Source organism: Pseudoalteromonas sp. SG43-4 (assembly GCF_014164325.1).
Classification (GTDB): Bacteria; Pseudomonadota; Gammaproteobacteria; order Enterobacterales; family Alteromonadaceae; genus Pseudoalteromonas; species Pseudoalteromonas distincta.
The window spans coordinates 57,978-72,930 of sequence record NZ_JACJFB010000017.1 but is presented as its reverse complement, the minus strand read 5'-3'; the positions used below and the strand labels follow the sequence as shown (position 1 = coordinate 72,930).

General features: G+C 38.7%; 14 protein-coding genes. 11 read left to right on the top strand and 3 right to left on the bottom strand.

All coding sequences use genetic code 11. The features are described from left to right. Positions 1-17: 17 nt before the first annotated feature. On the bottom strand, positions 18-1,043 hold the full coding sequence (gene mtnA, locus H5160_RS15795) for an S-methyl-5-thioribose-1-phosphate isomerase (RefSeq protein ID WP_182737938.1): 1,026 nt from the start codon (positions 1,041-1,043) through the stop codon (positions 18-20). 129 nt (positions 1,044-1,172) lie between these two features. Between mtnA and mtnK the strand changes: the two genes are divergently transcribed. Continuing rightward, complete coding sequence (gene mtnK / locus H5160_RS15790; protein ID WP_182737936.1) at positions 1,173-2,390, top strand: S-methyl-5-thioribose kinase; 1,218 nt, start codon at positions 1,173-1,175, stop codon at positions 2,388-2,390. A 46-nt stretch (positions 2,391-2,436) separates the two neighbouring features. On the opposite strand, the gene H5160_RS15785 is transcribed toward mtnK, so the two are convergent. Together H5160_RS15785 and H5160_RS15780 are read right to left on the bottom strand one after the other, a co-directional pair. Then, positions 2,437-3,918, bottom strand: a complete 1,482-nt coding sequence (locus H5160_RS15785) for an FMN-binding glutamate synthase family protein (protein ID WP_182721082.1) — start codon at positions 3,916-3,918, stop codon at positions 2,437-2,439. A 175-nt stretch (positions 3,919-4,093) separates the two neighbouring features. After that, the gene (locus H5160_RS15780; protein WP_182712702.1) at positions 4,094-5,872 is read right to left on the bottom strand and encodes a DUF885 family protein; all 1,779 of its coding nucleotides are present in this window, start codon (positions 5,870-5,872) and stop codon (positions 4,094-4,096) included. A gap of 334 nt (positions 5,873-6,206) precedes the next feature. Here H5160_RS15780 and H5160_RS15775 point away from each other — a divergent pair, with 334 nt between their 5' ends. The 10 genes from H5160_RS15775 (at position 6,207) to H5160_RS15730 (ending at position 14,949) form a co-directional block, all read left to right on the top strand. Further along, a complete protein-coding gene (locus tag H5160_RS15775) occupies positions 6,207-7,193 on the top strand; it encodes a GGDEF domain-containing protein (protein ID WP_004334947.1) in 987 nt (328 codons plus the stop codon). A gap of 83 nt (positions 7,194-7,276) precedes the next feature. Then, positions 7,277-8,032, top strand: a complete 756-nt coding sequence (gene ubiE / locus H5160_RS15770; protein ID WP_024597074.1) for a bifunctional demethylmenaquinone methyltransferase/2-methoxy-6-polyprenyl-1,4-benzoquinol methylase UbiE — start codon at positions 7,277-7,279, stop codon at positions 8,030-8,032. Positions 8,033-8,043: 11 nt separating this feature from the next. Then, positions 8,044-8,727, top strand: coding sequence for an SCP2 domain-containing protein (locus tag H5160_RS15765; protein WP_004334950.1), 684 nt, complete (start codon positions 8,044-8,046; stop codon positions 8,725-8,727). A 9-nt stretch (positions 8,728-8,736) separates the two neighbouring features. Further along, positions 8,737-10,338 (top strand): ubiquinone biosynthesis regulatory protein kinase UbiB, encoded by a 1,602-nt coding sequence (gene ubiB, locus H5160_RS15760; protein ID WP_182737935.1) that lies wholly within the window; start codon positions 8,737-8,739, stop codon positions 10,336-10,338. Between the two features lie 80 nt (positions 10,339-10,418). Further along, positions 10,419-10,667, top strand: a complete 249-nt coding sequence (gene tatA, locus H5160_RS15755; RefSeq protein WP_004334954.1) for a Sec-independent protein translocase subunit TatA — start codon at positions 10,419-10,421, stop codon at positions 10,665-10,667. Between the two features lie 5 nt (positions 10,668-10,672). After that, complete coding sequence (gene tatB, locus H5160_RS15750) at positions 10,673-11,005, top strand: Sec-independent protein translocase protein TatB (RefSeq protein WP_024599713.1); 333 nt, start codon at positions 10,673-10,675, stop codon at positions 11,003-11,005. Between the two features lie 48 nt (positions 11,006-11,053). Beyond that, entirely contained in the window at positions 11,054-11,794 is a 741-nt protein-coding gene (gene tatC, locus H5160_RS15745) for a twin-arginine translocase subunit TatC (protein ID WP_024599712.1), read from the top strand. Position 11,795: 1 nt separating this feature from the next. Beyond that, entirely contained in the window at positions 11,796-12,311 is a 516-nt protein-coding gene (locus H5160_RS15740) for a hypothetical protein (protein ID WP_138489908.1), read from the top strand. Beyond that, complete coding sequence (locus H5160_RS15735; protein ID WP_182737934.1) at positions 12,311-13,096, top strand: TatD family hydrolase; 786 nt, start codon at positions 12,311-12,313, stop codon at positions 13,094-13,096. The genes H5160_RS15740 and H5160_RS15735 overlap by 1 nt, the downstream gene beginning before the upstream one ends. After that, a complete protein-coding gene (locus tag H5160_RS15730) occupies positions 13,096-14,949 on the top strand; it encodes a diguanylate cyclase (RefSeq protein WP_182737933.1) in 1,854 nt (617 codons plus the stop codon). The genes H5160_RS15735 and H5160_RS15730 overlap by 1 nt, the downstream gene beginning before the upstream one ends. Positions 14,950-14,953 lie beyond the last annotated feature (4 nt).

Genomic DNA, 14,953 nt, shown 5'->3' with positions numbered 1-14,953 from the left:
CCAAAAATATTGCGAAGTTACTTAAGCTTTATGAGATCGCCATTTTTAACCTGACTTTGGTTATACACACCTGTATCTAACACCCACCCTGTGACCAGTTTTGCCGGCGTTATATCAAATGCAGGGTTATATACATTAGCATTGGTGGGTGCCCATAAAGCCTCACCAAAGCTACCGCTAACTCCGCGCACTTCTTGAGGATTACGTTGCTCTATTTCTATATCATTACCACACGCGGTGTTGGTATCAAGCGTGGTAATAGGCGCAACTACATAAAATGGAATGTTATGAAAATACGCAAGTACGGCTAAATTATAGGTGCCCACTTTATTAGCAAAATCACCATTGGCAGCAATACGATCAGCGCCTACTACTATTTTATCCACCTTACCTGCAGCCATTAAACTTGCCGCCATATTATCGCAAATTAATGTGTACGGTATTTCCCAGCGCTCAAGCTCAAAGGCCGTTAAGCGGCCGCCTTGTAATAATGGTCGTGTTTCATCAACCCACACATGTACGTTGCCATGTTTTTGCTGCGCTTTGTAAATAACACCCAGTGCAGTACCAATACCAGCGGTTGCAAGCGCCCCTGTATTACAATGAGTTAATATGTTGTCGCCACTATTTATAAGCTCGGCACCACGATTTGCCATTCGTTCACACAGCTCAATATCTTCAATAAACAACCGCTCAGCAGTACTAACAATACCGGCAACATAATCGCTTTGCGTTAAAGCTTTTCGCAATGCCGCCATACAATGCATTAAATTAACCGCCGTTGGACGAGTGGCTTCTAGTTCATTGATTGCTTTTTCAAGCTCACTTTTCACTACCCCTTGCTCAGCTAAATACGCCACTAACAAGCTCGCGCCTAAACCAATAAGTGGGGCTCCACGCACTTTTAAGTTAATGATCAGCTCTTTCATGGTTTCTACATCATGGCACTGATGCCATACCTGCTGGTGAGGTAGTAAATATTGGTCGAGCACACTAAGCGACCCGTTTTCATATTTTAAACTGCTTGCGATTAAGTTTTGCATAATGCTTAAGGTATTAAAAATGCGTAACGTTATTTTACACCACTTTGAATAACTCTCAAGTTAGACTTGTAGACATCTAAACATTTAAAAGTATAGAATGCTTAAAAGCTGATTTTTGAGATTTAAACCATGACTAACTATGTTGTTTTTAATGCACAGCGCGCTATCGATTACGTATCGACATTAATTGAATCTAAACAATGTAATTTTTTTGATTCCGGACAAACCTTAACGGCATATGAGTTTGGTGATGGCAATCTTAATTTAGTATTTAGAATTACTGATGAGCAAAACAATAGTGTTATTTTAAAGCAAGCTCTGCCTTACGCGCGTTGCGTGGGTGAGTCGTGGCCATTAACGCTTGATAGAGCCCGTATAGAAGCACAAGTTTTACTTAACCATGGTGCTATTTGCCCTACTTATACTGCTAATGTTTTACATTATAGTGAAATGCAAGCGCTGACTATTTTAGAAGATTTAGGTAATTTACAAATATTGCGTACTGCACAAAATAATGCAGAGCAATTCCCTAAATTAGCGCAGCACGTAGCGACCTACTTAAGCCACACCGGCTTTTATAATTCAGATTTTTACTTAACCGCGCAAACTAAAAAAGCACTCGTTAGCCAATTTACTAATCCTGAGCTTTGCCAAATCACTGAAGACTTATTTTTTAGCGATCCGTACATTGAGCACGAACGCAATAACTACCCAAAGCAACTACAAAACGAAGTTGACGCAATACAAAAAAACAACGCATTGAAGTTAGAAATAGCAAAACTAAAAGCTAATTTTTTATCTAACCCGCAAACATTACTTCATGGTGATATGCACAGCGGTAGCATTTTTGTTGATTGTAATAATACAAAGATGATTGACCCAGAGTTTGGCTTTTTTGGGCCTATTGGGTTCGATATTGGCTCTTTTATTGGTAATTTACTATTGAATTACTGCGCGCAAGCAGGTCATATTGATGACTTTGTAGCACGTCGCAATTACCAAACACATTTACTTAGCTGTATCGTAGACACCTATAGTTTATTTGAGCAGCAATGGCTTGAATTAATACGCACTAAAACAACAGATGAATCACTAGCGCCAGTAAGCTATGCGCAATACTTTATGAAAAACGTATTGCAAGATGCTGTTGGTTACTGTGGTGCTGAGTTAATTAGGCGCACTATTGGGCTTGCGCACGTAAGCGATATAGATAGTATTAGTGATGACAATGCGCGCCTTACAGTGCAAAAACAAACATTAGCACTAGGCGAGCAACTTATTTTAAATGCACAAACATGCAACAACAAAGAAGCATTCTTTAGTTTATTAATAAGCCAATTAAACTAACAAGCATTAAAAAAGGCGCTATAAGCGCCTTCTAGTTAGTTAAAACTTACTTGTAGTTTTCATAAATTTTATCAAGCGGCTCTGAAAGCCCACTTTCTTGCACTATACGTACATGCTTACGAGCCAACTCTCGTGCACTTGTTACACCGCATGAGTGAGCAATTAAACCGGCTCCGTAATGAATGTATTTATTATAGTTAGCTACTCGTTGCGCTTTATCAGCTACATTTAAGCCGCGTTGCAAACGCTCGTTATGCGTAGTGATCCCGGTTGGACAGGTATCTTTATTACATTGCATTGCCTGAATACAGCCCAGTGCAAACATATGACCACGAGCCGATACAACAAAATCAGCACCGAGCGCTAATGCCCATGCAACCTTTGAAGGAACGATTAATTTACCCGATGCAATAATTTTCACGCGTTCTCGAAGCCCGTGCTTTTCAAGCATATTAACAACAAGCGGCAAGCTTTCGCGAAGAGGTAAACCCACCGAATCCATAAGCGGCTGCGGTGCAGCCCCCGTACCACCATCAGCACTATCAATTGTTATAAAATCGGGTGCCGACTCAATGCCACGATGATTAATTTCTGCAAATAACGTTTCTAACCAGGTGTAATCACCAATAACGGCTTTAAAGCCTGTTGGTTTTCCTGTGGCATTACGTACAGTGGCTATCATATCGAGAATATCGGCTGGATTTTTAATTTCAGGGTGTCCATTTGGGCTAATCGAATCTTGCCCTTCTGGAATACCCCTAATTTTAGCTATTTCGGCGTTAACTTTGCGCCCTGGTAACATACCGCCTTTACCTGGTTTTGCACCTTGGCTCATTTTTAGCTCGAACATTTTGACTTGTTCGTGAGCTGCTATTTCTTTAAGTTTTTCGGTGCTTAAGTTTCCATGCTCGTCTCGGGCACCATATTTAGCTGTACCAATTTGAAATACCAGATCGGCGCCACCTTCAAGGTGGTAAGGGCTTAAGCCCCCTTCACCTGTGTTCATCCAGCAACCCGCTAATTTAGCACCTTTTGATAAAGCGCGCACAGCAGGCTTTGAAAGCGCACCAAAGCTCATGCCCGACACATTAAATAACGAATTAGTGGTGTAAGGTGTTTTACAATACGGACCTAAAGTAACATTACTCGGGTCGAGTGCTTCTTCATCTAAAGTAGGAAAAGCACAGTTCATAAACATAACCGTACCCGTCACTTCTAAGCTTTGTGTTGAACCAAATGCAGCGGTGCGATCGACATCTTTTGCTGCGCGGTAAACCCAACTGCGCTCAGCGCGGTTAAATGGCATTTCTTCTCGATCGAGAGCAAAAAAGTATTGTCTGAAAAATTCACCTTGGCGTTCAAAAAAATATCGAAAGCGGCCAATTACTGGGTAGTTACGCCTAATAGCATGTTTTGTTTGTGTTATATCGCGAAAGTAAAAAATAATAACAGTAAGCACAATTAACCCAAGTGCGATAATAAAAATACTCGCAAATACGTCAATACTAAACATAATGAAATTGCTCATCTAAGGCCCCTTGATGGCTATATTTTTAAATAATACCTATTGCGTAGTATGTGAATATTTTGACGATTGGAGTCGCTAAAATAAACTACATTACTAGGTCTGTGGTATAAAAAAGGTGTTGCGGTCAAAATGACACAACACCTTTGTTTGTTCAAGGTTTATAAGCCCTACAAAGCTAATTTTGCAGCTTAGTTAACTCATTTTTTATATATAAACGTACCTGTGTTTCTAATACTGACAAGGGCACTGAACCATGGCGAAGAACCTGATGATGAAATTCGCGAATATCAAAATTTGGTCCAAGCGCTTGCTCTGCTTCAACACGTAAACGTTTAATAGTTAACTCACCAATTTTGTATGACAGTGCCTGAGCTGGCCAAGATATATAACGATCAGTTTCTGTTTTAACATTATGCAGCGAAAGCGCGGTGTTCTCGCTCATAAAGTTCATAGCTCGCTCGCGGCTCCAGCCATACATGTGCATCCCTGTATCAACAACCAAACGTGCTGCTCGCCACATTTCATAAGTTAAGCGACCAAAACGGCTATATGGGTCTTGATAAAAGCCTGCCTCTAAACCTAAATATTCAGAGTAAAGCCCCCAACCTTCGCCAAATGCCGAAAGGTAAGCATCACGACGATAGCTCGGCAAATTTTCAAGCTCTGCATTAAGTGATATTTGTAAATGATGACCTGGCACTGCTTCGTGCAACGTTAATGCTTCTAAAACATACAGAGGGCGCTTATCTAAAGCGTAAGTATTTACCCAGTAGTATCCAGCTTCATCATTTCGATTAGAGCCAGAATACCGACCTGTTGTGTATTTAGGGGCAATACTTGCGGGTACCGGTGCCACGCCATAAGGTTTGCGCGGCAAGGTATGAAATAACTTAGGCAGCTGTGCATCCATTTTTTTAGCAATGTAAGATGCTTCTTTCAAAAGTTGCTCTGGTGTTGTTGCGTAAAACTGTGGGTCGGTACGTAAAAAGTGAATAAACTCAGCAAATGAGCCTTTAAAACCAACTTCTTTTATTACAGCTTCCATTTCACCTCGAATGCGAGCAACTTCTTTTAAGCCTAGCTCGTGGATCTCTTTTGGTGTCATGTCGGTAGTGGTGTAATGCTTAGCACGGTTTTTATAAAAAGCTTTGCCATTAGGGGTTTCTGAAATACCAATACTTGTGCGGGCGCCCGGTTGGTATTGCTCAGTAAAAAACGTTAAGTAGCCTTTATATGCTGGTATTACTTTATTTTTTAAAACAACTTTAGCTCGCTGTTGAAGTGCATAAAAGTCACTCTCACTTAAACTGGCAGTGTTAGCTAAAAACGGTTTATAAAATTCTGATTGAGTTACATCATCAACAATATAAGTACTTATGGAGTCTTCGTATCCTTCTAACACTGCTTTTGGTTGGGTGAGACCTGTTTCGAGCCCTTTTTTCATCCAATATATATTTTGCTCAAAAAAGCGGGGGATTTGTGCTAAACGTGCAAGGTATGTCTCTAAATCTTGCTCTTTTTTATATTGAGAACTGTTAACGATGTACGACAGACCGGAGTGAAAACCATACTCAGATGTAAGCGGCATGTAATGCGCATTAAACACATATTCGTCAACGCTATTTTGCACCTGAGCACGAATAATACTTAAGTTAATTTGATTTTCGTCACTAAGCTTAGTTGCATCTACGGCATCTAAGTCTGCTAATAATTGAGTATTACTTTTGTACTGCTTTGCTAAAAATTCTGGCGATAAATTGGCAAGTAAATAGCCATCAACCCCTTTTGAACTGCTATAAGGATTTATACTTTCTCTATATTGAACAATAGATTGTGCTACTTGAGTAAACTGCTCATCCGCATTGGGTGTGGTTATTTGACATGCACTTAACGAACATAAAGCAGTTATGCCAAGAAGCGTTTGGCGAAGCGTTTTTGGTAAAAAAAGATTCATTATTATTTAACTTGATGATGCAATAGATTGCATAAAACTATCGTAGGGTAAATAAATAGCAAGTAAATGAGACAAACTAGCATATTAAAATAATGCTACATACGTTAACAGAAGTAAAAACCAGCCGAATTGATGAGAAAAACAGCGATTGGGCTGCTAAAGTAAAATTTAAGTTCCCTAACTATCGTTTTTGCTTTTAAATAGCGCAGATAATGATTACTGTATAAAAAAATAATAAAAAGCTCGGACGCATAACCGCCTCATGGAATGAGATATTTTAAAATTTGCACTTATGCGTACTTAGTTGGTATTTAAAATGATGTTCCATGATTCCATGGCTATTGCACAAGAGAAGATGACTAAAGTGTGTGTGTTTTTAGAGCGCTATGCACTTTCTCCTACGCCGCTCAATTATCAAGTTGTTTATACCTATACTAGCCAAACTAACCTTGAGCTGAACAAAGCCCTAGACCGCGCTATTGCGGTTGAAGATAATATAGACAGTGTTTTAATTGAACAGCTCCATGCTGAATTTTTAAATACCGGTCACACAGAGCAAGTCAACATGATTCAAAATGTTGATGGTGTTATAAGTTCACTTTCTCAAAACTCTCAAGCTACTGAAAAACAGATAATTCGCTTTGCGGGTCAGGTGAGCGAATGCGTACATTCACTAGATGAGAACAACATAGAACAAAGCCGTCAAGCGCTTGAAGTACTTCATAATCAAACCGCCGAATTACTAAATCAACACAAGCAATTTAAGCAAGAACTAAGTAAAGCCAAACAACTACACGAAAAAACAAAAAAGCAGCTAAATCAACTTCGTAAACAACATATTATTGATAGCCAAACAGGGCTTTATAAACGCCATTATTTAACGCAACAAACTCAAGTATGGACTAATCAAAAAAAGTCTATTTGCGCCATTGCGATTCAAATAGATAACCTTGATCACTTTACTGAAAATTACGGTGATATAATTGGTGAAGTTATTTTGAATAAAGTAGCTAAACAAGTGCAAAAATATGTTTTTCAAAGTGGCTTGCCTGGCCGCACAGCTAAAGATCAATTTACTGTTTTACTCGCCGATATAGACCCAGAAACAGCCAATGTTATAGCTGAAAAAGTCCGAAATGGAGTCGAAAAGCTTCGCTTTGTTAGTTCAAAAACAGGGATTAAGTTACCTAGTATTGGCTTATCTCTAGGAATTGCTCAACATCTACAAGAAGATGATTTTAACCAGTTAGCTAAAAAAGCGTCTCATGCGGCTTTTAAAGCGCGGTCATTAGGGCAAAGTAGCTACACTGCAGGGCAATAAATTACCTGATAAATCATATTCAAATTGCACCTACTGCGTACAATAAAGTACACTAACCTCTATTGTCACGATAGAGATTAGTCATGAACGAAACCGAACAAAAGACCACGCATTTTGGTTATAAAACAGTAGCCGAGGGCGATAAAGCTTCTATGGTTGCTGATGTATTTCACTCAGTAGCTGCAAAATACGATGTAATGAATGATTTAATGTCTTTTGGTGTGCATCGTTTATGGAAACGTCAAACTATTGCAAGCTCAGGTGTTCGTAAAGGCCATCATGTACTCGATTTAGCCGGCGGCACTGGCGACTTAACGGCAAAATTTAGTCAACTAGTTGGCGAGACCGGTCAAGTTGTTTTGGGCGATATAAATTCATCTATGCTTAAGGTTGGTCGTGAAAAACTACACAATCTTGGCTTAGTAGGCAATATTGACTACGTACAAATGAATGCTGAAATGCTGCCATTTCCAGATAATAGCTTTGATGTGATCACTATTGCCTTTGGCTTACGTAACGTTACCGATAAAGACAAAGCATTACGCTCTATGTACCGTATTTTAAAGCCAGGTGGCAGATTACTTGTTTTAGAGTTTTCAAAACCAGAGCATGACGTACTTAGTAAAGCTTACGATTTTTACTCATTTAATTTATTGCCAACAATGGGTAAGCTAGTTGCTAACGACAGTGAATCGTACAAGTATTTAGCTGAGTCTATTCGTATGCATCCAGATCAAGACACATTAAAAGCGATGATGGAAGATGCGGGCTTTGAACAAACAACATACCAAAACCTCACAGGCGGAATTGTTGCACTGCATCGTGGTTTTAAATATTAAGGCTAGCAGTTATGGCGCTTGAAAAAATAACAAAAAGCAATAATGGTGCAATGTCATCTGAGTTTTTTATGTTACCTAATTTTGTACTTTCGCTTATTGAGCGTGTACTAAATCAAGCGCTTAGCCTTGACCCACAATTATCTCAAAAGCTAAACGCCGTTAAACATAAGCGCTTAGTGGTTGAAATAAGAGATTGGCAACAAAGCATCCAACTCGTTTATAGTGCTGATCAATTACACTTATACAGTGCCCAAAGTAACGAAAACGCAGATTGTATGATCAGCGCAGATATAGAAACACTTTTAGCGCTCAAAAACCCTGCAATGCTTACCCAATTAATTCGCCAAGATAAGCTCGACTTACAAGGCGATTTAAATATTGCGCAAACTTATAGCAATGCATTTTCAGGTATTGATATTGATTGGCCTGAACAACTTTCTAAATACATTGGCGATGCACCCGCTCAGCAGTTATACCTGCACTTAAAAGAACTAAAACAAAAGAGCAGCAAAACCAATACTAAAATAAGTACCATGCTTACAAGTTTATGCCAAGATGAGCTCGCAATTACTATTCATCCATTAGAACTTGAGCAATTTAAACAAAAAAATAGAGAACTCAAAGGACAAGTCGCTGCCGTTGAGCAACGCATTAACGCCCTCTTAAATTCTTTTTTACCTTCAAACACCCGCTAAGGATTTTTTGTGTCGACTGCACGTTTGTATAACATCTCCAAAACGTTACTTAGCTATGGACTAGACGAGCTAATTCCAAAGCATAAAGTGCCTTGGTTTGGTAAAATAGCCCGTGGTAGTTTATTTTGGCTGCGTAATCAGCACAAAGAAAAACCGGCGGGGCTACGTTTACGTTTAGCATTACAAGAGCTGGGTCCTGTTTGGATCAAATTTGGTCAAATGCTCTCTACTCGTCGTGATTTACTCCCTCATGATATCGCTTTAGAGCTTGCGTTTTTGCAAGATCAAGTTCAACCATTTGAAGGCGAACTTGCACAAAAAATAATAGAAAAAGCGCTCGAAATTAACGATATAAGTGAATTATTTAGTGAGTTTTCACAAACTCCACTGGCCTCTGCATCTATAGCGCAAGTACATACAGCAAAACTTATTGATGAGCAGAGTATTGAGCAAGATGTCGTAATTAAGGTTATTAGACCCAATATTTATGAGCAAATTAATGCTGATTTAGCGCTAATGGAAAAGCTCGCAAAGGTACTTGCAAAAGTACATAACGAATCAAAACGCCTGCGTCCTGTAGAAGTAGTTAAAGAATATAAGAAAACACTCCTAGACGAGCTCGACTTAATGCGAGAAGGTGCCAACGGCATTCAACTAAAACGCAATTTTGAAGGCTCTGATTCATTATACATCCCTGCAGTTTACAGTGATTACAGTCGTAGCAATGTGCTGGTGATGGAGCGTATTTACGGCATACCCGTCTCTGATACCGATGCACTTATGGCGCAAAACACTAATATGAAATTACTTGCTGAGCGTGGCGTAGAAGTGTTTTTTACGCAGGTGTTTAGAGACAGCTTTTTTCATGCCGACATGCATCCGGGTAATATTTTCGTCTCTCGAGAGCACCCTGAAAACCCAATGTATATCGGTATTGATTGCGGTATTGTTGGTACGTTAAGCAAAGAAGATAAACGCTATTTAGCTGAAAACTTTATCGCCTTTTTTAATCGTGATTATCGCCAAGTTGCACAACTACACGTTGATTCTGGTTGGGTACCACCAGATACTAGCATTGAAGAATTTGAATTTGCGATTCGCACAGTTTGCGAGCCTATATTTAATAAACCTTTGGCCGAAATTTCATTTGGGCACGTACTCGTAAATCTATTTAATACTGCACGTCGTTTTAACATGCAGGTACAGCCGCAATTAGTACTACTACAAAAAACTTTATTATACGTTGAAGGATTAGGGCGTCAGCTTTACCCACAACTCGACTTATGGAAAACAGCTAAGCCCTTTTTAGAAGACTGGGTAAAGCAACAAGTTGGACCGCTATCAGTACTGAAGCAAATGTATGCTAACTTGCCATTTTGGGCTGAAAAAATGCCTGAGTTACCGGATCTAATTTATCAAAATTTAAAGCGTGCACCACACATTCAACTTCAAGAACAAAAGGTATCTCATAAACCTTTAATATTGAGTTTATTTGGTAGTGCTACAATGATTATGGCAACACTTTGTTATTTACAGCACGATTTAATAGCTGCAAGTCTTGCAATAAGCTTATCGGCTATTAGCTTTATAGCGGCATGGCGCAGCGCATAAACTGGGTGCTATTTGCGCTAGTGAGCGTATAATTAGTATTTAAAATAAACATTTAACCGTTTTATATATTGGAGAAAACCATGGGTTTTGGTGGTATTAGTATTTGGCAATTATTAATTGTTTTAGCGATCATAGTTTTACTTTTTGGCACAAAAAAACTACGCGGGATGGGTGGCGATATTGGGGGCGCTGTAAAGGGCTTCAAAAAAGCAATGTCGGATGATCAAATGAGCGAGAAAGAGAAATCCGAGCAAATTCAACAATCAGAAAAAAACACTGCTGACAACTCAACCGATACTGAAAAAAACAAAGATAACAATAAGGTTTAATTAGTATGGGGATGTGGGAACTTGTTGTTATTTTTATTGTTGGCTTAGTAGTGCTTGGCCCTGAGCGTTTACCTGTTGCGATTAGAACAGTGAGTAAATGGGTTAAAACCGCTAAATCACTTGCCAACTCAGTAAAAGCCGAAGTAAGTGAGGAACTGCGTATTCACGAACTTCACGAAAACCTTAAAAAAGCAGAACAACAAGAACTAAAAGATTTAAGCCCTGAGTTACAAAGTTCATTAACAGAGTTACAAAAAGCGGCTGAGTCAGTTACTCACAGCTACAAGAAAAAACAACCGGATACATCAAATAACCAACAACTTGATGAAAAAAAGTGAAATTTATCTCTCACTTTGTGGTCAACTTATTACATGGTATAAAAAATAATGGCTGAGGAAGTAAAATCGGGATTTGTAGCCCATTTAATTGAGTTGCGTGATCGGCTAATAAAAGCACTATTGAGCATTTTCATTATTTTTATTGCCATAGTATATTTTGCGAATGACATTTATGCCTTTGTTGCACAGCCGTTAGTTTCGCATTTGCCAAGTACTGCAACTATGATTGCAACCGACGTTACTGCCCCCTTTTTTGCACCTTTCAAACTAACTTTATTTGTCGCTTTATTTGCGTCAATTCCGTGGATATTGCATCAAATTTGGGGGTTTATAGCGCCGGGTTTATATCAGCATGAAAAGAAAATGCTCATGCCTATTCTCGCCTCAAGTATAGTATTATTTTATGGCGGTATAGCCTTTTGTTATTTTGTAGTTCTGCCAATTATTTTAGGCTTTTTTACAAGTACTGGTCCAGAGATGATGACTCTTGCGCCCGACATAAGTAGCTATTTAGGGTTTGTATTAAAACTGTTTTTTGCATTTGGTGTCGCTTTCGAAATTCCTGTGGCAATTATGTTGCTATGCTGGAGTGGCGCAACAACAACAAAAAGCTTAAAAGAAAAGCGCCCTTATATCGTCGTGGGTGTTTTTGTAGTCGCGATGTTTTTAACACCGCCTGATGTATTATCACAAACATTGCTAGCATTTCCGATGCTTCTTCTGTTTGAGCTAGGTCTAATTTTAGCAAAGTTTTATACCGCTAAACCACAAAAAGAATCTGAGGAATAAAATGAAAAAACAACTACTCTCACTATTGGTTTTATTAAGCGCACCGACTTTTGCTGCGCAAACAGAGTTTAATACTCAAGCGTTACAAGCATGTAGCTTTATTGAAAACGATTTTAACCGCTTACTTTGTTACGATAATACCATCGCGGGTAAGTCACTGGTTAAGCCATCAGTAACAAAAACGCTCACACCACCAACAGCTAATAATGTACCTCAGGCAGTAGCCACAACACCAACAGAAGTGAAAAAGACAGCTGATGAGTTTGGGTTAGAGTACAAAAAATCACAGACAGAAAAAGACGCTGAAATTAAAGCGATGGTTGCTTCAGTTGAAGAAGCTGCTTACGGCGAGTTAATTATTTCGCTAGATAACGGTCAACAATGGCGTCAAATTGGCTCTGACAGCATGCGCTTGAAAAAGAACGATACGATTGTAATTAGCCGTGGTGTTTTTAACTCATTTTTACTTAAAATTGACGGTGAAAACCGCTCTATTCGCGTTAAACGTACTAAATAATGTCATATACGTTAATTGATGCTGGAGTTAACTTAACTAATCATCAATTTGATGAGCAGCATCACGATGTAATTACCCGTGCCAATGAAGCGGGTGTTACAAATATGCTTATTATTGGTTGTGATATTGCAAGCAGTCAGCAATCACTTGAACTTGCAACAAAGCATCTTCAATATTCTACGGCGGGTATCCACCCACATGATGCAAAATCAGCCACTAATGAGCTAGAAGCACAACTAACTGTACTTGCAAATAATAAGCATATTATTGCTATTGGTGAATGTGGCCTTGATTATAACCGCGACTTTTCGCCTCGCGATGTACAGCGTAGTGTTTTTAGGCGCCAATTAGCACTTGCAGAGAAATTAGATTTACCTGTTTACTTGCATGAACGTGATGCAAGTGACGACATGCTAAGTATTTTAAAAGAGTTTAGTATTCGCGGTGTACTCCACTGCTTTACGGGTAACTCAGCAGCTCTAAAGCAATATTTAGATTTAGGTCTATATATTGGTATAACGGGTTGGGTATGTGATGAAAGGCGTGGAAAAGATTTACAACAGCTAGTGCCTAGCATTCCTCTAGATCGATTATTAATAGAAACTGATGCACCATTTTTAATTCCACGAACAGTTAAACCAAAACCTAAATCACGTAAAAATGAACCTGCCCTGCTTCCTTATATCTGTCAAACGGTTGCACAACTTTATCAAATAGATGAAGAAGTTGTGGCCCGTAAAACTACAGAAAACTTTCACCGTGTTTTTGGTTTAGAAGATCGTTAATGGCCTATGCAAAGGCACTTTTAAGCCTATTAGTATTCCTTTGCACTTTTTGCTGTTTCGCAAACCCAGTAATAATAAAACACGATTTTAACTCTCAAAACATTAATAACCTGTATTACTCTTTTGAACCAACGTCGCTATTAAGTGCACAACAAAGTAGCCATATACAGTGGCAAAAAAACACAGCAAAACCCCTTAATTTAGGACTAGAGCAGCGTCCTGTATGGATAAAATTTAAAATAAAAAATACACTTAGTTATAATACTGAGCAAATATTGTCACTAAACAATCCTTTGCTAAACGACGTTCAAGTATATCAATTACATAACTCGCAATTACTTTCTTATACTCAAATTGGTGATGCCTACCCCTTATATAAGCGCACAATTAAAAGTGAATCTTTATTAGTTAAACTGCTCAGCCCTGCAAATAGCGAAACGCTTATTATAATGAAAGTGGCGAATAGTTCAGGCTTGCGAGTCCCTTTAACACTGTGGCAACCAGAAGCTTATTTGGCACACAAAGGAAAAATCAATTTACTCTATGGCTTATTGATTGGTTTTATATTTTCTTTGGGTGTGAGTTGCATAGTTTTATATGGTTTTTCACGTAAAGGTTATTTTGTTTATGCTGGGGTTATATCTCTCACATTAGGTAGTGTATTAGCCTACCTTTGTGGTTTTGGCTTAAGGTACGTTCATCCTAATTTGCCTGCATTACAGCAAGTTATGACCCCTATATTACTTATGCTTATCACTTTATTGTTTTTGCCTTTGCAGAAGCAAGTTTGCCATCCCAGGCCCTCTCTTCTGCTAACTATTCAAAAAGTTGTAGTTAACGCTTTAGCCATTTCGTTATTATTTATTTGGCTACTTCCAAACAACATAGTTACATTATTTTGTTTAATCACTACTCCAATCGTTTTAGGCTTTTATATTGTAACTACGTTTATGTGCGTGCGTTTAACGCCTTCTAAACCAAACAAAGCACTATTACTTGTATTGGTTTTTTTCTTGGTGGTAATGCTTTATTTTACTGTTGCAGTAATGGGCCTATACGCCTTTGACAGAAGTACGCTCGCATTTGTATTTGCATGCTTTTTTGGCTGCACTTTTTGCTTATGCTACAGCGTAATGAAGTTATTTATTTTACAACGCGATGAAGAAGTGATTGCTCAACAAACCTTGATTGCTGAAAACACAGCACAAGATACACTACTTAAAGAGCGCTTAAAATTACAAGAAAAAACTCGCCAAGAACTTGAATCTCAGGTGGACGAGCGCACCTTTGAATTACAAGTGACGCTTAGAGAGCTTGAAGAAAAAAACCGCTCACTTGAGTTACTAAATACTGAAGACGCATTGACTGGAATAAAAAACAGACGCTTTTTTGATAAAAAACTGGTAATGGAGCTTCGTCGCTCTCGTCGAGAACAAACGCCGCTTAGCATTGTTATGCTTGATATAGATCGATTTAAAAATATCAACGACACGTACGGCCATATCATTGGCGATCAAGTTATTAAAGCAGTGTCTGACCTTATAAAAGACCATTTAAAACGACCACTCGATGAAGTTGCCCGTTATGGCGGTGAAGAATTTGTTGTGCTATTACCTAATACCCCTAGTGAAGGCGCACAAGACATAGCTGAAAAAATACGAGCTGATATCTCAGTAAGTACAGTAACGGTTGCCAATAATGATATTCAATTTACTATTAGCGCTGGTGTATACACCAGTATTGCTGATGATGTTAGCAACCCTCAAATTTTTACTGAGTGCGCCGACAAAGCACTTTATTACGCAAAGCAGCATGGCCGTAATCAAGTAATTACTTTTCCATTACCACAGTAGGAGC